Origin of the sequence: Streptococcus mitis (assembly GCF_003942865.1) — a bacterium.
In the GTDB taxonomy this organism is placed as follows: Bacteria; Bacillota; Bacilli; order Lactobacillales; family Streptococcaceae; genus Streptococcus; species Streptococcus mitis_BI.
Window position 1 is genome coordinate 165,225 of the sequence record NZ_RJNZ01000003.1, and the last position, 23,622, is coordinate 188,846.

At 35.7% G+C, this 23,622-nt stretch carries 18 protein-coding genes and 1 pseudogene; 15 read left to right on the forward strand and 4 right to left on the reverse strand.

What is annotated here, in order from left to right:
- Positions 1 to 8 precede the first annotated feature (8 nt).
- The 6 genes from D8845_RS04010 to D8845_RS04035 all read left to right on the forward strand — a co-directional run bounded on the left by D8845_RS04010 (position 9) and on the right by D8845_RS04035 (position 10,378).
- Positions 9 to 674, forward strand: coding sequence for a lantibiotic ABC transporter permease (locus tag D8845_RS04010; RefSeq protein WP_125452554.1), 666 nt, complete (start codon positions 9 to 11; stop codon positions 672 to 674).
- 49 nt (positions 675 to 723) lie between these two features.
- Entirely contained in the window at positions 724 to 1,389 is a 666-nt protein-coding gene (locus tag D8845_RS04015) for a lantibiotic ABC transporter permease (protein WP_125452555.1), read from the forward strand.
- Entirely contained in the window at positions 1,386 to 1,835 is a 450-nt protein-coding gene (locus D8845_RS04020) for a hypothetical protein (protein ID WP_125452556.1), read from the forward strand. The genes D8845_RS04015 and D8845_RS04020 overlap by 4 nt, the downstream gene beginning before the upstream one ends.
- Positions 1,825 to 2,331 (forward strand): DUF5085 family protein, encoded by a 507-nt coding sequence (locus D8845_RS04025; protein ID WP_125452557.1) that lies wholly within the window; start codon positions 1,825 to 1,827, stop codon positions 2,329 to 2,331. Before D8845_RS04020 ends, D8845_RS04025 begins: the two co-directional genes overlap by 11 nt.
- A gap of 243 nt (positions 2,332 to 2,574) precedes the next feature.
- The gene (locus D8845_RS04030) at positions 2,575 to 3,297 is read left to right on the forward strand and encodes a hypothetical protein (RefSeq protein ID WP_125452558.1); all 723 of its coding nucleotides are present in this window, start codon (positions 2,575 to 2,577) and stop codon (positions 3,295 to 3,297) included.
- Positions 3,298 to 3,883: 586 nt separating this feature from the next.
- The gene (locus D8845_RS04035; protein ID WP_125452559.1) at positions 3,884 to 10,378 is read left to right on the forward strand and encodes a S8 family serine peptidase; all 6,495 of its coding nucleotides are present in this window, start codon (positions 3,884 to 3,886) and stop codon (positions 10,376 to 10,378) included.
- Positions 10,379 to 10,451: 73 nt separating this feature from the next.
- Here the strand turns inward: D8845_RS04035 and D8845_RS04040 are convergent, their stop codons facing one another.
- Positions 10,452 to 10,793 carry a helix-turn-helix domain-containing protein gene (locus D8845_RS04040; RefSeq protein WP_125452560.1) on the reverse strand — a complete coding sequence of 114 codons (342 nt, stop codon included), beginning with the start codon at positions 10,791 to 10,793 and terminating at the stop codon, positions 10,452 to 10,454.
- A 207-nt stretch (positions 10,794 to 11,000) separates the two neighbouring features.
- Here D8845_RS04040 and D8845_RS04045 point away from each other — a divergent pair, with 207 nt between their 5' ends.
- The 3 genes and pseudogenes from D8845_RS04045 (at position 11,001) to D8845_RS10555 (ending at position 14,286) form a co-directional block, all read left to right on the forward strand.
- Positions 11,001 to 12,374 (forward strand): LPXTG cell wall anchor domain-containing protein, encoded by a 1,374-nt coding sequence (locus tag D8845_RS04045; RefSeq protein WP_260467938.1) that lies wholly within the window; start codon positions 11,001 to 11,003, stop codon positions 12,372 to 12,374.
- A gap of 455 nt (positions 12,375 to 12,829) precedes the next feature.
- Positions 12,830 to 13,726, forward strand: a complete 897-nt coding sequence (locus tag D8845_RS04050; protein ID WP_125452562.1) for a DUF6287 domain-containing protein — start codon at positions 12,830 to 12,832, stop codon at positions 13,724 to 13,726.
- 252 nt (positions 13,727 to 13,978) lie between these two features.
- Positions 13,979 to 14,286: pseudogene (locus D8845_RS10555) on the forward strand (hypothetical protein).
- Between the two features lie 40 nt (positions 14,287 to 14,326).
- Here the strand turns inward: D8845_RS10555 and D8845_RS04060 are convergent.
- Together D8845_RS04060 and D8845_RS04065 are read right to left on the reverse strand one after the other, a co-directional pair.
- Entirely contained in the window at positions 14,327 to 16,207 is a 1,881-nt protein-coding gene (locus D8845_RS04060; protein WP_125452563.1) for an N-acetylmuramoyl-L-alanine amidase, read from the reverse strand.
- Between the two features lie 41 nt (positions 16,208 to 16,248).
- A complete protein-coding gene (locus D8845_RS04065) occupies positions 16,249 to 17,157 on the reverse strand; it encodes a LysR family transcriptional regulator (protein WP_125452564.1) in 909 nt (302 codons plus the stop codon).
- 63 nt (positions 17,158 to 17,220) lie between these two features.
- Here D8845_RS04065 and D8845_RS04070 point away from each other — a divergent pair, with 63 nt between their 5' ends.
- From D8845_RS04070 to D8845_RS04080, 3 genes are all read left to right on the forward strand, one after another.
- Positions 17,221 to 17,490, forward strand: a complete 270-nt coding sequence (locus tag D8845_RS04070) for a YqgQ family protein (protein WP_185757376.1) — start codon at positions 17,221 to 17,223, stop codon at positions 17,488 to 17,490.
- A complete protein-coding gene (locus tag D8845_RS04075) occupies positions 17,490 to 17,870 on the forward strand; it encodes a rhodanese-like domain-containing protein (RefSeq protein WP_125452565.1) in 381 nt (126 codons plus the stop codon). The genes D8845_RS04070 and D8845_RS04075 overlap by 1 nt, the downstream gene beginning before the upstream one ends.
- A gap of 88 nt (positions 17,871 to 17,958) precedes the next feature.
- Positions 17,959 to 18,186 carry a hypothetical protein gene (locus tag D8845_RS04080; RefSeq protein WP_000660081.1) on the forward strand — a complete coding sequence of 76 codons (228 nt, stop codon included), beginning with the start codon at positions 17,959 to 17,961 and terminating at the stop codon, positions 18,184 to 18,186.
- 42 nt (positions 18,187 to 18,228) lie between these two features.
- On the opposite strand, the gene D8845_RS04085 is transcribed toward D8845_RS04080, so the two are convergent.
- Positions 18,229 to 18,954 (reverse strand): 16S rRNA pseudouridine(516) synthase, encoded by a 726-nt coding sequence (locus D8845_RS04085; RefSeq protein WP_125452566.1) that lies wholly within the window; start codon positions 18,952 to 18,954, stop codon positions 18,229 to 18,231.
- A gap of 161 nt (positions 18,955 to 19,115) precedes the next feature.
- On the opposite strand from D8845_RS04085, the gene typA reads away from it, so the two are divergent.
- The 3 genes from typA to D8845_RS04100 all read left to right on the forward strand — a co-directional run bounded on the left by typA (position 19,116) and on the right by D8845_RS04100 (position 23,621).
- Positions 19,116 to 20,957 carry a translational GTPase TypA gene (gene typA / locus D8845_RS04090; RefSeq protein WP_000164111.1) on the forward strand — a complete coding sequence of 614 codons (1,842 nt, stop codon included), beginning with the start codon at positions 19,116 to 19,118 and terminating at the stop codon, positions 20,955 to 20,957.
- Positions 20,958 to 20,976: 19 nt separating this feature from the next.
- The gene (locus tag D8845_RS04095; protein ID WP_000262672.1) at positions 20,977 to 21,231 is read left to right on the forward strand and encodes a DUF3165 family protein; all 255 of its coding nucleotides are present in this window, start codon (positions 20,977 to 20,979) and stop codon (positions 21,229 to 21,231) included.
- Positions 21,232 to 21,599: 368 nt separating this feature from the next.
- Complete coding sequence (locus D8845_RS04100; RefSeq protein WP_125452567.1) at positions 21,600 to 23,621, forward strand: bacteriocin-associated integral membrane family protein; 2,022 nt, start codon at positions 21,600 to 21,602, stop codon at positions 23,619 to 23,621.
- Position 23,622 lies beyond the last annotated feature (1 nt).

Below are 23,622 nucleotides of genomic sequence, written 5' to 3' on the forward strand. Positions count from 1 at the left end.
AGGATAAGATGAAGGAAAAATATTATGAATTTTTGAATATACTGATGACTGGTTATAGACCAGTAAGAAATTTAAATTTCTATCTTGCATTTTTATTCGAAATTCTATTTACTTCAGTAGTACTGATTGTTTCTATATTTACTAAGAATCAAATGCATAATCTTAGTATATTTTTGATTCATGTTACTATTGTCCATATGGTAATAGTACTGCTTGCATTTTTATTGTTTCAAAAATTTTCCGCTTCAAAATTATTACAATCAGTTCCGACGACTTCGTTTCTTTTTCTTCATTTCGAGTTTCTTTTTTTGAGCTCTATATTCTTTGGGGAACAGTATTTATCGATATTCTTTCTTTGCATTGGATTGAGCTTTGCTTTTCAAGTGATAAACTTTTTTTATCAAATATCAATTGTTCCAAAAGTAAAACAAATGCCAGATACTGAGCATAAGAAGAATTTGTTACACTTACCAGCCCTTATTGTAATATTAACGTCAGCAGCAATTGTAGTCATAGCACGATTGTTTATGTTGTCTGGAATATATATCATCATCGGTTTAGTAGGGCTGAGTATTTCATGGAACTCGTTCTTTATTCTCGGATATACTCAAGTATTCACCGGTTGGAGAAAGAAAAGCACGAATAACTTTATTTACAAAGGAGAAATAAAATAAAATTAATGAGAATGGCTAGTAGTAGCATAGATCATGCTAGGAGGATAAGATGAAAGAAAAGTATATTGAGTTTTTGAATATGGCAGTTGTGGATACTAGACCTATAAAGAACTCTGACTTTCTACGGTCTGTTGCAATTGAAGTAATATTTTCTTTACTGATATTTATAGGTTCTTTTTTTATCAAAGAGGAGTCACATGATATGAGTATGCTAGTTTTTCGTTTTACTATTTATCATATACTGGTACTCGTGTTCATATTCTTGCTATTTCAAAAGTTTTCTAAGTCAAAATTCTTGCAATTGGTTCCAGCTAGTTCCGTGCTCATTTCTCATGTAGAATTACTTTTTGGAAGTTCTATATTTTTAGGAGATGACTACTGGTCTATTTTCATGATATTAATTGGATTGAGCCTTATTTTTCAGCTACTCACCTTTATTTACCAGTTGTTAATTGTCCCTAAAGCTAAGACCTTACCATCTGGAGAATTCAGGAAGACAATCTTACACGTTCCTCCACTTATTCTTGCTTCATTAGCAGCAATTTTAGCAATTATAGGAAATTTATTTATGTTACCAGCGATATATATTATTCCTGGTATTGTAGGATTAGGTATTGCATGCCTTCCCTACTATTGGCTTGAGTACGCACGCGTATTCACCGGTTGGAAAAAGAAAAGCACGAAAAACTTTATTTATAGAGGAGAAATAAAATGAAATTAATTAGAATAGATATCAGCAATATTGCTTATACAGAGAAAAAAGTTCCTATGGAATCTTTTCTAGATTTGATTGAAAGTTGTGAAAAATTATTATTTGAAACAGGGGTCTATAAAAATGGTCCGACAACGATTGAAACTTGTTTGAGCACTTTTGGAAAGCCAGGAGAAGCCTCGTTTAAGGTCTATATTCCGACAAATATTCCAATTGAAGGAAATGATGAATTTCAATATCTAGAACATTTTACAATTAAGCAGTGTGTCTCTGATGTAACTCCATTTGATGAACATTTCCTTCCAAAAATTGAAGAAATGAAGCAGTATATTCATGATGAGGGATTAGAAATGCTGGGAGATACAGTTTTTCTGTCTATTTTCCCAATATTTGGACAGCACTTTGTTGAAATGAATATCCCAATTAAGGAGATTACAGATGCTATTTAAAAACGTGGGAGAATACCAAGATATACAATATAGAAATGTTATCTCAAGGTATTATACAGTATCGCAAGAAGAGATGCCGGACACTTATAACGCTTTTCTAGATGAAGTAAGAGAAGCAGGATATACGCTTCGAGGACCTTTCTTTTATACGATTAATTCCAAGTTAGAAGAAAATCAAGATGTATTGATGGAACTGTTTATCCCAGTAGAAGAAGAGTATATTGAAGATGCTTTGCCAGAAGACTATTTGTATCACAGTCAGTTTCAAGTTTTAAATACTGTTTCAACTAGAATTTTAGAACCAGATGATGAGTCAGTGAAAGAGGGGATAAGCTTCTTAGCGGGTTATATCTATTATCAGGGACATTGTGAGTTGACCCCTCCCTTCTTTTTCACCACAATCTCAGATGGGAAAGTCTATACAGATATAAAAGTAGGTGTGTTAAAAGAGACTTTTTCAGGTATTCAGTCTATTGAAGAAATATTTGGATGGTAAATGTGGAATTAAAATTTAGTCACTGCATGTATTGAGTGGGTTGGGAAATGTATCAGATGAACAGATTTGTCAAAAAGTATATCCTTCATATTAGGAGCTTATAGAGGATATGCTGGAAATGTTTTATAGATATCCCAGTTTATTTTAAGAGTTATCCTTTCTCTGTAACGGATGCAGCTAAGGATGCCTTCATAAAATATAGATGAAATTGGTCAAGGCTTGCAAACGATAGGAGTGGAGTTAATGGCAAAGATAAATAGAAAAAATAAAGCAAAGATTACTGATATAGAAAGAGAAAGATACCATGGTCCTTTGATTACAGATGGTGTTAGTTTAGTTTATATTAAGTTATATCCATGGATTGCTTTAGCATTAACTGGTTTTCTGTATGTGGGTGGAACTTATGAAGACAATCTAGGCATCTTTAAAGGACTTTCTTTGTTTTGCGGTGTTGTGAATATACTGGGTATTATCATTTCTTTTATTCCCTATTTGGTAAACGCCTGGAAGACTTTAACATATTATTTAATAGCCCTCACAGTGTTAAGCTTAGTGATAGGTTTAGATTTTATTGGTTTGTTAATGGTTATTTCAGACGGCAGTCCTATAGGAGCCAAGGTGATATATCAAGCCCCTCTCACTCCATTTTATGTTATCTTTATATTACTTCTTTTTATCTTTGCATGCGGTCTTTATGCTTGGTATTATCTGCCAAAGAATCAGGGGAAAGTCTGGGCCTTTAATCAAGTAAAAGGGGGAAGTAGAAAGAAAACATGGTGGAATAATTTTGCCGTAGCTTTTGCGGGGGCAACAATCATTCCCGCCCTCCTAACAGGTCATATTCAGATTGCTTTTGGTGTTTTATTGGGAATTTTATTTACTTTGACCCTGCCAGCTGTAATAGTAGATGCGCTTTATGCAGCTATTTACATAAGAAAGCATCCTGATAGCGATGGATTAGTTTAGAAATGAAATCATTTGTAAACATCTAAGAAAGGTGCACTTAATTTGACAATTCAAGGGAGATGAAAATTTCTTGACTTCTATACTATAATCGCAATCGCCGATTTAGCTCAGTTGGTAGAGCAAGGCACTCGTGAAGCCTAGGTCACAGGTGAATAAATGATTGAATATCTGAAAAATTTATATATAGAAAATAACCGTTAAGCCTTTTTCTTAGCGGTTATTTCTATTATTTAATAGCATTGATATTTCATCAATTATGTCTGTCTCTGTGATTCTGGTAGAGGTTCAACTTGATTGCTACTATTTTTAATGGTGTGAATATGCTTATAATGTATCCCAGTTAAGTACGAAATTTTTTGACTCAATCTTATTTTTAACATGTGTTAAAAAAATAATTAACACATGTTAATTTTTCTTGACTTAAATTTTTTAAATTGATATACTATTTTCCAGAGAGCTAACAATTATATATAAATGTACCACTCTATTTCCTAGATAACACTTAGTAAAACTTTTTATAACAAAGGCTAGCAAAGTTAAAGTTTTTCTATCTATTGGAAGTTAAATAAATATGTAAGGAATTAAAATGAAAAAAAGTACAGTATTGTCATTAACCACAGCGGCAGTTATTTTAGCAGCATATGTCCCTAATGAGGTAGTTTTAGCAGACACATCTAGCTCTGAAGATGCTGTAAATATCTCTGATAAAGAAAAAGTAGTAGTAGGTAAACAAAACGAAAACAAAGAAAAACATGAAGATATTCATAATGCTATAGAAACTTCAAAGGATATTGAAGAGAAGAAAACAACAGTTATTGAGGAAAAAGAAGTTGTTAGTAAAGAATCTGTGATAGACAATAAAACTAACAATGAAAAAGCAACAATCAAAAAAGAAGATTCCAATCAATACAAAGGAGATAATGCAGACTCGTCTGCAAGTAAAGACACGGAAAGTCGCAAAAAAGAAGATAGACTTGTCTATATTGCTGAATTTAAAGATAAAGAATCTGGAGAAAAAGCAATCAAGGAACTATCAAATCTTAAGAATACAAAAGTTTTATATACTTATGATAGAATTTTTAACGGTAGCGCTATTGAAACAACCAAAGATACTCTGGACAAAATTAAACTAATAGAAGGTATTTCATCGGTTGAAAGGTCACAAAAAGTCCAACCTATGATGAATCATGCTAGAAAGGAAATTGGAGTTGAAGAGGCAATTGATTACCTAAAATCTATCAATGCTCCATTTGGTAAAAATTTTGATGGTAGAGGTATGGTCATTTCAAATATCGATACCGGGACAGATTATAGGCATAAGGCCATGAGGATTGATGATGATGCCAAAGGCTCAATGAAATTCAAAAAAGAAGACTTAAAAGGTACTGATAAAAATTTCTGGTTGAGTGATAAAATCCCTCATGCTTTCAATTATTATAATGGTGGTAAAATTACTGTAGAAAAAGCTGATGATGGAAGCGATTATTTTGATCCACATGGGATGCATATTGCAGGGATTCTTGCGGGAAATGATACTGAAAAAGATATCAAAAACTTTAACGGAATAGATGGAATTGCTCCTAATGCACAGATCTTCTCTTATAAAATGTACTCTGACGCAGGATCTGGGTTCGCAGGGGATGAAACAATGTTTCATGCTATTGAAGATTCAATCAAACACAATGTTGATGTTGTTTCGGTATCATCTGGCTTTACAGGAACGGGCCTTGTAGGTGAGAAATATTGGCAAGCTATTAGAGCATTAAGAAAAGCAGGCATTCCAATGGTTGTAGCTACGGGTAACTATGCAACTTCTGCTTCAAGTTCTTCATGGGATTTGGTGGCAAATAATAATCTGAAAATGACCGACACTGGAAATGTAACACGAACTGCAGCACATGAAGATGCGATAGCAGTTGCTTCTGCTAAAAATCAAACAGTTGAGTTTGATAAAGTTAACATAGGTGGAGAAAGTTTTAAATACAGAAATATAGGGGCCTTTTTCGATAAGAATAAAATCATAACAAACGAAGATGGTTCAAAAGCTCCTAGTAAATTGAAATTTGTATATATAGGCAAAGGTCAAGACCAAGATTTGATAGGTTTGGATCTTAAGGGCAAAATTGCAGTAATGGATAGAATTTATACAAAGGATTTAAAAAATGCTTTTAAACGAGCAACGGATAAGGGCGCACGCGCCATTATGGTTGTAAATACTGTAAATTACTACAATAGAGATAATTGGACAGAACTCCCAGCTATGGGATATGAAGAGGATGAAGGAACTACTAGTCAAGTTTTCTCAATTTCAGGAGATGATGGTGTAAAGTTATGGAACATGATTAACCCTGATAAAAAAACTAAAGTTAAAAGAAATAATAAAGAAGATTTTAAAGATAAATTGGAGCAATACTATCCAATTGATATGGCAAGCTATAATTCTAATAAACCGAATGTAGGTGATGAAAAAGAAATTGACTTTAAGTTTGCACCTGACACCGACAAAGAACTGTATAAAGAAGATATTATAGTCCCAGCAGGATCCACATCTTGGGGACCGAGAACAGATTTACTTTTAAAACCTGATGTTTCAGCACCTGGTAAAAACATTAAATCCACTCTCAATGTCATTAATGGGAAATCAACTTATGGCTATATGTCAGGAACTAGTATGGCAACTCCAATCGTAGCAGCTTCTACTGTTTTGATTAGGCCAAAGTTAAAGGAAATGCTTGAAAGACCTGTGTTGAAAAATCTTAAGGGAGATGACAAAATAGATCTTACAAGTCTTACAAAAATAGCCCTACAAAATACTGCACGCCCTATGATGGATGCGACTTCTTGGAAAGAAAAAAGTCAATACTTTGCATCACCTAGACAACAGGGGGCAGGGCTAATTAATGTTGCCAATGCTTTGAGAAATGAAGTTGTAGCGACTTTCAAAAACACAGATTCTAAAGGCTTGGTAAATTCTTATGGTTCTATTTCTCTTAAAGAAATAAAAGGAGATAAAAAATATTTTACAATTAATCTTCACAATACATCAAACAGACCTTTGACCTTTAAAGTTTCAGCATCAACTGTAACTACAGATGCCCTAACTGACAGACTCAAACTGGATGAAACATACAAAGATGAAAAATCTCCAGATGGGAAGCAAATTGTTCCAGAAATTCACCCAGAAAAAGTCAAAGGAGCAAATATTACATTTGAGCATGACACTTTCACTATAGGCCCAAATTCTAGCTTTGATTTAAATGCGGTTATAAATGTTGGAGAGGCTAAAAATAAAAATAAATTTGTAGAATCATTTATTCATTTTGAGTCAGTGGAAGAAATGGAAGCTCTGAACTCTAACGAGAAGAAAATAAATTTCCAACCTTCTTTGTCGATGCCTCTAATGGGATTTGCTGGGAATTGGAACCACGAACCAATCCTTGATAAATGGGCTTGGGAAGAAGGTTCAAAATCAAAAACAATGGAAGGTTATGATGATGATGGTAAACCGAAAATTCCAGGAACCTTAAATAAGGGGGTTGGTGGAGAACATGGTATAGATAAATTTAATCCAGCAGGAGTTATACAAAATAGAAAAGATAAAAATATAACATCCCTAGATCAAAATCCAGAATTATTTGCTTTCAATAACGAAGGGATCAACGCACCATCATCAAGTGGTTCTAAGATTGCTAAAATTTATCCTTTAGATTCAAATGGAAATCCTCAAGATGCTCAACTTGAAAGAGGATTAACACCTTCTCCACTTGTATTAAGAAGTGCAGAAGAAGGAATGATTTCAATAGTAAATACAAATAAAGAGGGAGAAAATCAAATCGACTTAAAAGTCATTTCGAGAGAACACTTTATTAAAGGAATTTTGAACTCTAAGAGAAATGATGCAAAGGGAATCAAATCTTCTAAACTAAAAGTTTGGGGTGACTTGAAATGGGATGGACTCATTTATAACCCTAGAGGTAGAGAAGAAAATGCACCAGAAAGCAAGGATACTAAAGATCCTGCTACTAAGATAAGAGGTCAATTTGAACCGATTGCGGAAGGTCAATATTTCTATAAATTTAAATATAGATTAACTAAAGATTATCCATGGCAGGTTTCCTATATTCCTGTAAAAATTGATAACACAGCCCCTAAGATTGTTTCGATTGATTTTTCAAATCCTGAAAAAATTAAGCTGATCACAAAGGATACTTATCACAAGGTCAAAGAGCAATACAAGAATGAAACTTTATTTGCGAGAGATCAGAAAGAACATCCTGAAAAATTTGACGAAATTGCCAACGAAGTTTGGTATGCAGGAGCCGCTCTTGTTAATGAAGATGGAGAGGTTGAGAAAAATCTTGAAGTAACTTATGCAGGTGAGGGTCAAGGAAGAAATAGGAAACTTGACAAAGACGGAAATACCATTTATGAAATTAAAGGTGCAGGAGATTTAAGAGGAAAAATCATTGAAGTCATTGCACTAGATGGCTCTAGCAATTTCACAAAGATTCATAGAATTAAATTTGCTGATCATGCTGATGAAAAGGGGATGATTTCCTATTATCTAGTAGATCCTGATCAAGATTCATCTAAATACCAAAAGCTTGGAGAGATTTCCGAATCTAAATTTAAAAATTTAGAAAATAGAAAAGAGGATAGTCTTAAAAAAGATACAACTGAAGTAGAACATCATCAAGAAAATGAAGAGGCTACCGAAGAAAAATCTAGCTTTACTATCAATAAAGCCATTTCAACAATTAGAGACTTTGAAAGCAAAGATTTAAAGAAACTGATTAAAAAGAAATTTAGAGAAGTTGATGACTTTACAAGTGAAACTGGTAAGAGAACAGAGGAATACGATTATAAATACGATGATAAGGGAAATATCATTGCATATGACGATGGTAGTGCCTTAGAATATGAAACTGAAAAACTTGACGAAATCAAATCAAAAATTTATGGTGTTCTAAGCCCGTCTAAAGATGGACACTTTGAAATTCTTGGAAAGATAAGTAATGTTTCTAAAAATGCCAAGGTATATTATGGCAATAATTATAAATCGATAGAAATCAAAACGACCAAGTATGATTCGCACTCAAAAACGATGACATTTGATTTATACGCTAATATTAATGATATTGTGGATGGATTAGCTTTTGCAGGAGATATGAGATTCTTTGTTAAAGATGATGATCAGATAAAAGCTGAAACTAAAATTAGAATGCCTGAAAAAAATAAGGAAACTAAAGCAGAATATCCGTATGCATCAAGTTATGGGAATGTAATAGAATTAGGAGAAGGAGATCTTTCAAAAAATAAACCAAACAATTTAACGGACATGGAATCTGGTAAAATCTATGCTGATTCAGAAAAACAACAATATCTATTAAAGGATAACATCATTCTAAGAAAAGGCTATGCACTAAAAGTGACTACCTATAATCCTGGAAAAACAGATATGTTAGAAGGAAATGGAGTCTATAGCCAGGAAGATATAGCAAAAATACAAAAGGCCAATCCTAATCTAAGAGTCTTATCAGAAAAAATAATTTATGCTGATAGTAGAAATGTTGAAGATGGAAGAAGTACTCAACCAGTATTAATGTCGGCTTTGGACGGCTTTAACATTGTAAGGTATCAAGTGTTTACCTTTAAAATGAATGATAAAGGGGAAGCAATCGATAAAGATGGAAATCTTGTGACAGATTCTTCTAAACTTGTATTATTTGGTAAGGATGGTAAAGAGTACACAGGAGAGGATAAGTCCAATGTAGAAGCTATAAAAGAAGATGGCTCTACGTTATTTATTGATGCAAAACCAGTAAATCTTTCAATGGACAAGAACTACTTTAATCCATCTAAATCTAATAAAATTTATGTACGAAATCCAGAATTTTATTTAAGAGGTAAGATTTCTGATAAAGGTGGTTTCAACTGGGAGTTGCGAGTTAATGAATCAGTTGTAGATAATTATTTAATCTATGGAGATTTACACATTGACAACACTAGAGATTTTAACATTAAGCTTAATGTTAAAGATGGTGACATCATGGACTGGGGGATGAAAGACTATAAAGCAAATGGATTTCCAGATAAGGTAACAGATATGGATGGAAATGTTTATCTTCAAACTGGTTATAGCGATTTGAATGCGAAAGCGGTTGGAGTACACTATCAATTTTTATATGATAATGTTAAACCAGAAGTAAACATTGATCCAAAAGGAAATACTAGTATCGAATATGCTAAGGGAAAATCTGTAGTCTTTAATATCAATGATAAAAGAAATAATGGATTCGATGGTGAGATTCAAGAACAACATATTTATGTAAATGGAAAAGAATATAAATCATTTGCTGATATTAAACAAATAGCAGATAAGACACTAAACATTAAGATAGTTGTAAAAGATTTCGCAAGAAATACAACCGTAAAAGAATTCATTTTAAACAAAGATACGGGAGAGGTGAGCGAACTAAAACCTCATACAGTAACTGTAACCATTCAAAATGGAAAAGAAATGAGTTCAACGATAGTGGCGGAAGAAGATTTCATTTTACCTGTCTATAAGGGTGAATTAGAAAAAGGATATCAATTTGATGGTTGGGAAATTTCTGGTTTCGAAGGAAAAAAAGACACTGGCTATGTTCTTAATTTATCAAAAGATACCCTTATAAAACCTGTATTCAAGAAAATAGAGGAGAAGAAGGAGGAGGAAAATAAACCTACTTTTGATGTATCCAAAAAGAAAGATAACTCACAGGTAAATCCTAGTCAATTAAATCAAAGTCATAGAAAAGAGGACTTACAAAGAGCAAATCATTCACAAAAATCTGATTCAACTAAGGATGTTACAACTACAGTTCTTGATAAAAACTTTGAAAATAAGAAGGAAGTCTATCTTAATGAACAAGAGAACATAGCTAATAAACAGACTAACATTGATAGTAAGTCGGATACTGACCATTCTGATAAGTTGCCAAAAACCGGAATGGTTAGAGAAGTTCTTATAACGTTCATTGCTGGAATATTGTTTATAGTAGGAGCACTTCTTGGATTGAAGAAAAAAGATCAAGATTAAGATAAAAGCTGTAGATGAGAAAATAACTGAAGAGTTGAGAAACTAGATATATAAAAACAGCCGCTAAAAATTTTTAGCGGCTGTTTTTAACTGTTTTTATAAGTAATTGGAAGGCTTCTAATAGTTGTTCTTGACTCGTTTGTGGAAGTTGAGTTAATTGATCAGCTAATAACTCTAGATGTGGATTCTTTGGGTTTATACGGCTTTCAAATAGCTCTGATGGTGTGATATTAAGAGCTGTGATAATCTTTTCTAGTGTATCGATTTTTATATTTGAACCCTTTGTTTCAAGGTTAGAAATATAATCTATGCCAACACTAGCCTTTTCACTGAGATTTTGCTGACTTAAATTTTTTTCTTTTCGTATGATTCGTATTCGTTGTCCGATATATTTTTGTAAATGAATTGATTCCATAAGCTACCTCGTTTCATTACCATGATACAAGGAAGTAAACTGTAAAATAACCCACACACAAACAAAATTTTGCAAAAACATTGCCTATAAACTAAAAATGTGTTAAAATAGTGATGTAAAATATATAAAATTGCATGATATACTACATATATCATAGTTTGACTTAACAGTCAAACCAATCCTATTAGATCTTACGAGGAGAAAATGATGAAAAAATTGCAAACCCTAACAACTTCAACAGCTATTGCACTTGCATCAGTTGGTGGAACTGTATTCGCTCAGGAAGCGCCTACTTCAGCGCCTGTTGACACAACTGCTGTCAATGAACCTGCACTTGTTGCTAAACCACAAGTGAAACCAGTTGAGAAAACTGAAGTTCCTGCACCTTCTACAGTGAAACCTGCGCTTGATGCACAAAAAGAAGTCGTTAAGACTGCTGAAGCTGATGTAAAAGCAAAAGAAACTGCTGTCGCTTCTGCTGAGAAAGAAGTAAAAGACGCAACTCAAGCTGTCAAAGATGCTGAAGCAACTGCTTCTCAAGCAATACCTGAAAAAGTTGCTCAAGTTAAAGACGCTCAAGCTAAGAACCTTGAAGCTCAAACTGCTAACCAAAAAGCAACTGAAGCTACAAATGAACAAATCAAAGCTGAAACTAAAGCTCTTGCAGAAGAACAATCAGACGTGGCAACTGCTCAAGCAAATCTTGACCAAGCGACTAAAGATGTCCAAGTTGCTGAAAACAACCTACGTTTGGCAGAAATTGCCCTTGAAAATGCTAAAGCAAGTGAAGCAGTAGCTAACTTCTCAGCAAATCTAGTTGACAAGAAAGCTGCTCTTGTAGAAGCTCAAACAGAACTTGAAGGAGCGAAAGCTGTTCAAACAACTGCGTCACAAGCTCTTGCAGATGCTACAGCAAAACTTCAAGCTCAAGAAACTGTCGTCAACAATTTGACAGCAGAAAGCAAAAAATTGATTGCTGAAAAAGCTGCACTTGTAAAAGAAGCCAAAGAATTGGCTGAACAATTGCAAGCCTATTTGGACGAACCTGTTAAACTCGCTACAGCCAAAGCTGCTCAAGCCAAAGCTGAAGCTAAATTGGCACAAGCAAAAGCTGACCTACAGACTGCACAATCTACTCTTGAAACTGTTCAATCTGCATACCGTACAGAACACGCTAAGTTGCTTGAATTACAAGCAGAATATGATAACCTCGTTGACCTTGCAGAAAAAGCTCAAGAAAACGTTGTTGCCAAATTGCCTGACGGAACAGTGATCGCTGTCCCTAAAGTAGCTCCAACTGCTGAAGCACTTCCAGAAGTCAATGTTGAAGAATTGCAACAAGCTCTTGCAACTGGCAAAGAAGTAACTTTGGACTCTCAAGGAAAAGTTGTTGTGAAGGAAAAGCAACAAACATACTCATCACCTGCTGTTAAAGCAGTAGAAAACGAAAAAATGAGTTACTCACGAGTAGAAAAAGTAAAAGCTTTACCAAATACTGGCGAAAAATCAAGTGTTGCGATGTTGGTACTCGGTGCAATTCTAGGAACATTTGGACTTGTAACAGTACGTAGAAAAAATTAGAATAACAAAAAATCTTCTTATTACAGATAGGAAGATTTTTTGGATTCTACCAATTTCATAAAATACGGTATCGAACTATATATTAAAAATTGTATTTTTAAAATTATCGTAAAAACTCAAGATTTATTTGATGAAGTACAGTCTATATGAAATATGATAAGTAAATACGCCTATTAGATTTTTTATAAACATAATATAAGTGAATAATATGAAAGGATAGCTCCTTTTCATTATCATAGTTAGACTATAAAAATATATAAAATTATTAAAAATTATGGTATAATTTATTTTAATAAACTAAATATAGAGTTTAATGGATGATTCTATTGATGCCAATATTTTAGGATTAGTTGATTGGTTTTCTTTTGAAAATCTATCTATTCATGGATACTGACAAAATCTTGCGAATTTGTCTAAGATATAGGTGAAATATAGTGAAAAAAGGGAGGAATACTATGACTAAGAAAAATTTTGAAGAGACAAATGATCCTAAAACAAGTGTCTCGAAGGGAGTGAAAGGCTCTTCTCCAGCTACAATTAGGAGCAAGGTATTTAAAATAAAAGTCTATATTGGCATTGCTATTAGTCTTTTGGTTGTTGCAATTTTAGCAAGTATCTTCTTATTCTCATCTAATAAGGCAAATAAAGAGTCAAGTCCAGCATCGTCTGTAACTTCAACTAAAGAGTCAACAAGTCAAACATCTACAAGCCAAGGAAAAACAGATGAGATTGATAAAGATAAGCAAGAGAAAATCCAGAAACTCAAGGATCAACTGACTGATTTAGACACCAAGATTACTGAAGCAGAAGCACTTGTTAGCAAGCTAAAAGAAGAAACTGCAGTTCCGAAACTGGATATTGAAGCATTAAGAAATAATGATTTATCAAGTTTGAAAGGTACATGGCGTACACTGTCGGGCAATGAATATGTCATTAATGAGTCTGGTGAAATGTATGCAACTAGTTATAGAGATGGTCAAAAATTTGAATATATTACTGAACTAAAAGGGTCAAAAGGTCAAGATCGTCGTAACTCTGAGACCGCTTCTCTAAGTGCTTGGGTAAAAGATTCTGTTGCTGGAGGATTTGTGGTAGTTGCCGTACCAAGTGGAGTTGTCATGAAACCTGGTGATGATGGAAAACTAACAGATAACAGCAATCATGACGAGGAGAGACTGTTTGCAGGACAGCAGTATGAAGCGATGTTGTCGAGACCAGAAGATGTTTACTATCGTGTAAAACCAGATACTAGTAAACTTGAGGAAGAGGAGAAGAATTTAGCTCAACTACAGGCTGAACGCGAAGCAATCAAAACTTCTCTAGAATCTAAGGAAAAGAAAAATACGAACTAGAAAAAACTAGTTTAGAATCTAACTGTCGATTGTTTTAGTTCAGAAATACTGTTGCAATCACTAGAATGAAGAAGCTCATTAGGGCTTCTTTTTCTTTCATTTTAATTATTGAACCACTTAGACCGAGATAGAGACCAGATAGGCAAAAGAACTTGTTCTTGAAACTGACCTCTGCTATAATAATTTTTGTAAGGGACGTGAAGGGTTGATATCAGATAACTCAAGTTCCTAAAAAAGAAATTGGAGATAAAAATGAAAAAATTATTAGGTATTGGATTCTTGCTAGTTTCAGCTTTGGTTTTGTATTTTGGTTCTGTTGGGTGGCCAAGTTTGGATGTCAATTTCTGGTCACTCATTCCGGTAGGCTTTTTCCTCTTTTTCACTCTAGAGAATCTTTTAAAAAAAGATTACAAGGCTAGTCTGATGTGTTTGATTATTGCCTTTATCATCGCCAATGCAATTTTGGACCTTTTACCAATTTCAAGTGGCTTGGTAATTGGAGCGGGCGTACTAGCTTGCATTGGTATTGGGACCTCTTTCCTGATAAAGATAAAAAATAAGACAAATAGAAAAGGCCTCGAGGTTTCTCGAGACCCTTTTTTACTTACCAGCGTAATATTTTTGAATTCCTTTCACGATACCTGCTACAAGCTTATCTTGATAGTGGCTATCTCGAATCTGTTGATTTTCAGCGAAATTATCCATATAACCTAGCTCTAGGAGGACGGCTGGTTTAGCAGTTTCTCGAAGAACGGCAAAGCTTCTTTCCAATAAACCAGCATCTTTAGCACCAGTTTCAGCTAACAATGAAGAATGGATAGCTGCTGCGAGGCGCTTGCTTTCGCTCATACGGTCAGGATGGTTATGCCAGTATGGGTTGATTTTACTTGGATAATCAGGTTCATCACTATAGGAATAGGTTTGAATACCGCTAGCTCTAGAGTACGCGTTACCAGTTGCATTGAAGTGAATACTAATAAAGATATCAGAGTTAGTCTTGTTAACCATACGAGAACGTTCTGTAACAAAATCTACATCAATATCACTATCACGTGAAGTGAGAACTTTGTAGCCAAGTTCTTCTAATTTTTTGCGTAATTTACGATACACCTGCATGTTGAGGTCTTTTTCAGCGACATTGTAATAGTATGCACCTGAGTCTCTTCCCCCATGTCCAGGATCTAAAAAGATGGTTTTACTGTATTGGCCTTTTACAAACCCAACTTCTTTTGAGACCTCAGAAATCCATTGACCATTTTTGTGGAATAGATGGTCTTTACCGTCAATTTTGTAAGTTCCAGAAACATAATGCCCATTATCATCTAAGTAGTAGCGGGCCTTATAAGTGTCGTCGTAAATCCACTCTTTTTTAGCCATATAACCACCAGCTTTGAGGTAATAAGCTCCAATCCATTCTTTTGATGCATACATTCCACCACGCTTCAAAAAGAACCAGCTGTTATAATTTTTATCAAATATCCATTCATTATCAGCCATAGCCCCATTGGTTTTTAGATAATAGCTTCCTGACCATTTATCGGCTAACATAGCTCCATCTTGAGCAAAAGAATACCAAGAACCGCTGATTTTTTCCCATTTGTTTTGGACAAATTTTCCAGATGCGTTCGCATAGAACCAGGTATCTTTAATTTTTACCCAGCTATTTTCAGCCATAGCACCACTGTTATTAAATAGGTAGCCCTTAAATGTAGTTGAACTTAACATGATTCCCTTTTTATCAAAGTAGTACCAAGAACCATTGATTTTCTCCCACTTGTCCTGAGAAATTTTTCCAGAGGATGTTGCATAGTACCAATTTTGGTCGATTTTTGCCCAGCCGTTTGTGACCATAGCACCACTTTTAGTCAGTAAGTAGCTGTCAAAAGTAGTATTACTAAGCATGATTCCATCTTTGTCGAAGTAATACCAAGAATCAGCAATTTTTTCCCATTTATTTTGAGAAATTTTTCCTGAAGAACTAGCAAAGTACCACTTTCCATTGATGAAGTTCCAACCGTTCTCAGCCATTACTCCATCTTTATTGAATACATAACCATCAAAGGTTGTATTGCTTAGTCGATTTCCATCGTTGTTGAAGTAGTACCACTTTCCTTGGATTTTTTTCCAGTTGGTAACAGGTTTATTGTGTTCGTAAAAGCGCCAGTTATTATTTTCTTCTTGCCAATCTTCTTTGATTTTTTCAACTTTTGTTTCTTCTTTTTTTACTTCAGACTTTTTCTCTGCTGTAGCGGGATTTTTTTTCTCTATTTTTTCTTCTTTATCATCAATTTTAGAAGAATTGTCTGTTTTTTCGACCTTCTCTTTCGATTTTTCTTTGTTTTCGATTTTTGAAGTACTTGAATGAGGAATTGTTACATTTTCTCGTACTGACTCTGCTTTATTTTCTTGAGCCTGGACAGTTGCTTGAGTGAATCCTAAAATAGATAGGACAACTGTACTCGCAAGTATAATCTTTTTCATTTTTTGTCCCCATATATATTTTTAGCATCTTAATACTATTCTCAACTATCAAACTGGACTTCTTCTAGGAGATAGTAGATAAAGCGTTCGCCCATCTTAGATAGGCTGGTTTTTTCATGCTGGATATAGACCAGCTCGATAGGGTCATCAATGTCCAGTGGGATAGAAACAATATTGTCTCCGTTGAGGTTGCTATTCAAAATACCTGTTGCGATCGTGTATCCATCCAGACCAATCAAGAGGTTAAATAGGGTAGCGCGGTCGCTGACTACGATAGATTTTTTGTGGTATTCCTGCGAGAGAATCTCTTCAGAGAAGTAGAAGGAGTTGTGAGTTCCTTGATCATAGCTGAGGTAAGGGAAGTTCTCCAAGTCTTCTAGTTTGACCTTGTCTTTCTTTGCCAGAGGATTGGTCTTACTGACAAAGATATGCGGTTGGGCGGTAAAGAGATGATGAGCCAGCAGGTGGTTGTCATCCAGCATTTTGGTTAAAACATCACGGTTGTAGCTGTTAAAAAATAGGACACCGACCTCACTACGGAAGTTCTTGACGTCGTCGATAATCTCCCAAGTACGAGTTTCACGAAGGAAGAGCTCGTATTTCTCCATATCACTTTTCTTGAGCAGAGAGACAAAGGCATTGACCACAAAGGCATAGTGCTGGGAGGAAACGCTAAAGAGTTCGCGGTGGGCGACAGGATTTTTATAGCGTTCTTCCAAAAGCTGGGTCTGCTCGACAACCTGACGGGCATAGGAGAGGAACTCCATCCCATCACGGGTCAAGGTGATGCCCTTGGGATTGCGGATAAAGATTTCAATGCCCATTTCGTTTTCCAAATCTCTCACAGCATTGGAAAGACTCGGCTGGGTGATAAAGAGTTGCTTGGCTGCCTCATTCATGGAGCCAGTTTCGACGATTTTGATAATATAGTGTAATTGTTGAATTCTCATGTTTTTATTGTACCACACTTGCGTCAGAATCGCCAAAGATGATAGGAAAATAAGGGGGAGTGTGTGAGTCTCTTCTTGAAAAAAACACAAAATTTTGCTAAAATGAGTCTTATGAAAACATTCTATGATGTGCAGCAATTCCTCAAACGATTTGGTATTATTGTTTACATGGGAAAACGCTTATATGATATTGAACTGATGAAGTTGGAACTCTCTCGGATTTACGATGCAGGGTTGATGGATAAACTAGACTATCTAGAAGCAGAAGCGGTTCTACGCAGAGAGCACAAGGTAGAATTGGATTATATTGAGAAAAATGGAGAAATGAACTAATGGTTACTTGGATTTTGTGGGCACTTATACTAGCAATGTTGGCATGGATGGGCTTTAACTATCTTCGTATTCGTCGTGCGGCTAAAATTGTAGACAATGAGGAGTTTGAAGCCTTGATTCGTACGGGTCAATTGATTGATTTGCGTGAGCCAGCTGAATTCCACAGAAAACATATCCTTGGGGCTCGCAATATTCCTTCGAGTCATTTGAAGACTAGTCTTGTAGCCCTTCGTAAGGAGAAACCTGTCCTTCTTTACGAAAATCAACGTGCGCAACGTGTCACAAATGCAGCACTCTATCTGAAAAAACAAGGTTTTTCTGAGATTTATATCCTTTCTTATGGATTGGATTCTTGGAAAGGGAAAGTGAAGACTAGCTAACCTTATTTCCAAATTAGTCGAATGATAGGATGAAGCTATTGTTTTATAGTATAATTAATTTGTATAAAATTTAAGGAGTTCTTAGAACATGAAAGAAAAGAAGAAAAATCCACTTTTTGTGGGTATCTTGTCGATTATTCTTGGTTTGTTATTTCCGTTGGGAGGTATTGGTTTAGGTATTACCAGTTTATTGTATGCTAACTCACTTCAAAAAGAATCTGGACTAGACTATAAAACAGAAAAAATTATAGCTATTGTAGGAATTGTAGTTTCCGTAATTAATTGGGTTTTAGGATTGATTCTTTTTATGAATTAACTAGTGTAAAACAAAAAAGCTTTATTTGAAAGCTTTTTTGTTTTATCCACTTTTCTCTATGTAGTTTTTAATAATTTTCAATTCCTCTTGGTTCAAGGGACGGTATTGACCTTCTGCTAGTTCTGGGTCTAATGTAAACTCACCGAACTGAACTCGTTTGAGAGAAGTCACCTTGACACCAACCGAAAGGAACATTTTCTTGACCTGATGAAATTTTCCTTCTGAAATGGTAATAGAGGCTTGACTGAAGGAAGGACTTGCAGATAGAATCTCTAGTCTTGCGGGTTTACAGACAGTACCATCTAAAAAGACAATTCCCTTTTGAAAGGCTTGGATATGGTCAGGTGTCAGAAGTCCATTAACCTCAACTCGATAAGTCTTATCGACATGATATTGGGGATGGAGGAGCTGAAAGCCCAAGGGTCCGTTATCGGTCATGAGGAGGAGTCCTGTCGTATCTCGGTCCAGTCGGCCGACGGCATAGAGCTTGTCAGATTGGATGTCAGGAGAAAGGAGGTCCATGATGGTTGGAAGTTCCCTGTCTTTATTGGCTGTAACGACACCAGCAGGTTTATGAAGCATAAGGTAGGTGTGCTCATAGCCTTGAACGATTTGTCCTTGAAAAAGGAGTTCTTGTAGACCTGTATCGATATTTTGGGCTAGGGAGCGGGCAGGGCAACCATCGACTAGAATTTCTCCTCTGAGTAAGGCTTGTTTCATGGCCTTTCGGCTGATTTTTTCTTGGGCTAATAAATTATCTAAACGCATACTGTGCCTATCTTATCATAAGTCGCTTGCTTTGAAAAGGCTTGACGTGAAAAGAAAAGCAGAGTGAAAACATTTACACTTGCTTGAGTTATGTTATTTACTTGAAATTATGGTATAATCGTTCAGTTAGAAAATAAATTTTGAATATTATAGAGGAAATCATGACAAAATTAAGAGAAGATATCCGTAACATTGCGATTATCGCCCACGTTGACCACGGTAAAACAACCCTCGTTGACGAATTATTGAAACAATCAGAAACGCTTGATGCACGTACTGAATTGGCTGAGCGTGCTATGGACTCGAACGATATCGAGAAAGAGCGTGGAATTACCATCCTTGCTAAAAATACAGCCGTTGCCTACAACGGAACTCGTATCAACATCATGGACACACCAGGACACGCGGACTTCGGTGGAGAAGTTGAGCGTATCATGAAAATGGTTGACGGTGTTGTTTTGGTCGTAGATGCCTACGAAGGAACAATGCCACAGACTCGTTTCGTATTGAAAAAAGCTTTGGAACAAGACCTTGTTCCAATCGTGGTTGTTAACAAAATCGATAAACCATCAGCTCGTCCAGCAGAAGTAGTGGACGAAGTCTTGGAACTGTTCATCGAGCTTGGTGCTGATGACGACCAGCTTGACTTCCCAGTGGTGTATGCTTCAGCTATCAACGGAACTTCTTCATTGTCAGATGATCCAGCTGACCAAGAAGCGACTATGGCACCAATCTTTGACACAATTATCGACCATATCCCAGCTCCAGTAGATAACTCAGATGAGCCTTTGCAGTTCCAAGTGTCACTTTTGGACTACAATGACTTCGTTGGACGTATCGGTATCGGTCGTGTCTTCCGTGGTACTGTTAAGGTTGGGGACCAAGTTACCCTTTCTAAACTTGATGGCACAACTAAAAACTTCCGTGTTACAAAACTCTTCGGTTTCTTTGGTTTGGAACGTCGTGAAATCCAAGAAGCTAAAGCAGGTGACTTGATTGCCGTTTCAGGTATGGAAGATATCTTTGTCGGTGAAACCATTACTCCGACAGATGCAGTAGAAGCTCTTCCAATCCTACACATCGATGAGCCAACTCTTCAAATGACTTTCTTGGTTAACAACTCACCATTTGCTGGTAAAGAAGGTAAATGGGTAACTTCTCGTAAGGTAGAAGAACGCTTGCAGGCAGAATTGCAAACAGACGTTTCCCTTCGTGTTGACCCAACTGATTCACCAGATAAATGGACTGTTTCAGGACGTGGAGAATTGCACTTGTCAATCCTTATCGAAACAATGCGTCGTGAGGGATATGAACTTCAAGTATCTCGTCCAGAAGTTATCGTAAAAGAAATCGATGGTGTTAAATGCGAACCATTTGAACGTGTACAAATCGACACTCCAGAAGAATACCAAGGGTCTGTTATCCAAAGCCTTTCTGAACGTAAGGGTGAAATGTTGGATATGATTTCAACTGGTAATGGTCAAACTCGTTTGGTCTTCCTTGTTCCAGCGCGTGGTTTGATAGGATACTCAACTGAGTTCTTGTCAATGACTCGTGGTTACGGTATCATGAACCATACCTTTGACCAATACTTGCCATTGATTCCAGGTGAAATTGGTGGTCGTCACCGTGGTGCCCTTGTTTCTATCGATGCTGGTAAGGCTACAACTTACTCAATCATGTCTATCGAAGAACGTGGTACAATCTTTGTCAACCCAGGTACTGAGGTTTACGAAGGAATGATTATCGGTGAAAACTCTCGTGAGAACGACTTGACAGTTAACATCACTAAGGCAAAACAAATGACCAACGTCCGTTCAGCTACTAAGGACCAAACAGCTGTTATCAAGACTCCTCGTATCTTGACACTTGAAGAGTCTCTTGAGTTCTTGAATGACGATGAGTACATGGAAGTAACGCCTGAGTCTATCCGTTTGCGTAAACAAATCCTTAACAAGGCAGAGCGTGAGAAAGCTAACAAGAAGAAAAAATCAGCTGAATAAGAGCTAGAAAGAGATAAAGATGGTTTATTTAATCATAGGACTCCTCTTATTACTACTCTATGTATTTGCGACACCAGAAAGCATTAAAGGGACAGTCAATATCGTCCTTGTCGTATTTGCTTTTGTAGCACTTTTGATTTTGCTGATGCTATCTGTCCTGCAAATCTTTCAGCTACCGACAGAATTCTTTATTGCAATCGCCATGCTCTTCCTAGCATACTTTAGCTTGCGAGATATTACCCTCATGTCGGTTAGTAAAAACAAAAGAAGATAAAAAGAGAGTTTCGGCTCTCTTTTTTTTGTAGAAATTTTACAATAGTTTGAATTGCCTTTTACTATAACATCATCTCTTTTGCTTGTAAAGTATGAAGGCGATAACTGGAATAAAATCCTCTAATGTCTTCTATTTTTTAGGAAATTATAAAACTTCATTACTAATGATATCTTAGTAAAATATGTTGATAGATTATATAAAAAGTGATATACTTAAGTAAAAAGAAATCGTTTTCAAAACGAGGAAGGATTAAATTTATTGTCTTGGTGCTCAGGGTGTGATGGATTAAACTAGGAGAATAATTCTAAGAATTTATAAAATGTAAAATTTCTTTCTATAGAGTTATTCTCTTATACAAGGAGTCTACTATGAAGAAACTATTCATATTATTATCAACTTTTTTTCTCAGCTTTTTCTTTGCTTGGATTATTGTCTTACGTGCGCCACAATATTTATATGCAAGCTATGATTCCGTCTCCTTACTTCGTGTCAAAAAGGATACTCAGGAACCGACGCGTGAGGTATTTGAACAGGAATTGGAGAATTTTGCAAACTCAGAACAGAGTTTAATAGCTAGAAGAATCGTAGAGCCGAGTAAGGATGGGACGACTCACTTTACTTATGCAACTTATGGTCAGGGAACTTTACCAAAAGAATTCCAAGAAGCTAGCCAAGAAAGTCGTGAACGTAGTGATCCGCTAAATAGTTATCTCCTTTTGTCAGGCTCCTTGACGAAAGAAAAGCTTGCCGATAAATTAGGAGATTTGGGTTATAAAGCAATTCCTGACCGAAAGACACCGCCCTATTCTCTTGCTTTTAGAATGTTACTAATTCCCCTTATTTTAATTAGTTTAGCAATATTTGGCTTATCTTTCTTTGCTCTAGTGATTATCACTCGGATTAAGGAAATGAGAGCTGCAGGTATAAAACTCTTTTCTGGTCAGACTCTCTTATCCATCATGGGGCATTCTTTATCGACTGATATCAAGTGGCTCCTTCTATCAGCCCTCCTTTCCTTCCTAGGTGGGGGAGTCGTTCTATTTAGTCAAGGTTTGTTTTATCCTATCTTGTTAGCTACCTATGGTTTTGGGATTAGTTTTTACCTTTTGTTTTTATTGGGGATTTCAATTTTACTAATGCTCCTTTACCTAATGAGTTTGAGTTACAAAGCATTAGTTCCCGTTATTAAGGGGAGATTACCCCTTAAACGCTTGATGACTTTAACCCTATTGTGTCAGTTAGTAGCTGTTTTTACAGTAGGCTACGCTGTTAAGACGGGTTTGACGTCTTACCAACGATTGAAAGAACTTGAAATTTCAAAACAAGCATGGCAGGACAGAGCAGACTATTATCAAATTTCTTTTGGTTTAGGTGATAGAGGAAAAGATACAGAAAATCTGAATAAGTGGTATGAATTTTCCAAAGAAGCAGTTGAAAAAGAACAGGCTCTATTTGTAAAAGATAATCTCATTCATTTTGCAAATCCTCAAGGAAAAAATGAACAGGGAGAGACACTGGATACCTATAGTCCAGATGCTAATGTTCTCTATGTCAGTCCAAGTTATTTGGATAAGGAAAATGTGGCAGTAAATGATGAGACTAGACAGAAACTAGCTCATCTTCAAAAAGGTGAATTTGGACTCTTATTACCAGAATCACTTCGTTCACAGGAAGCAGAACTTAAGAAAGTTTTTGAAGAACGTTTGAACTATTACGGAAAATCAAGCGAGGATAAAGACGCTCCTTTAGAGTATGAAATGAGAGCGATTGTTAGCTATCTTCCAACAGGAGAAAAACGATTTGTTTATAATAACGGTGAAAGCCCGGTATCCATCCAGTACTTAACTGATCCGATTTTAGTTGTATTTACTCCAACATCTACAGGTGATAGTATCATTTCCAAATCTAGTTGGTCTATCAATGCTGGAAAACAACTCTTTATCAAAGGATATGAGAGTGGGCTAGAACTCTTGAAGGAAGCTGGAATTTATGAGCAAGTATCCTATCTTAAAGAAGGAAGAAGTGTTTATCTAACTCGTTATAATGAAGTTCAAACTGAAACAGCAACTTTAATCCTAGGAGCTATTGTTGGAATAGCTAGTTCCTTGTTACTCTTTTATTCTGTCAATCTTCTATATTTCGAGCAATTCCGCCGAGATATCTTGATTAAACGAATTTCAGGTTTACGATTTTTTGAAACACATGCTCAGTATATGGTTAGTCAATTTGCCAGTTTTGTATTTGGTGCTAGTCTCTTTATTTTAAGCAGTCGAGACTTGGTGATTGGCTTGCTCACTTTATTAGTCTTTCTAGCTAGTGCAGTTTTGACGCTTTACCGTCAAGCGCAGAAAGAATCTCGTGTTTCTATGACAATTATGAAAGGAAAATAGG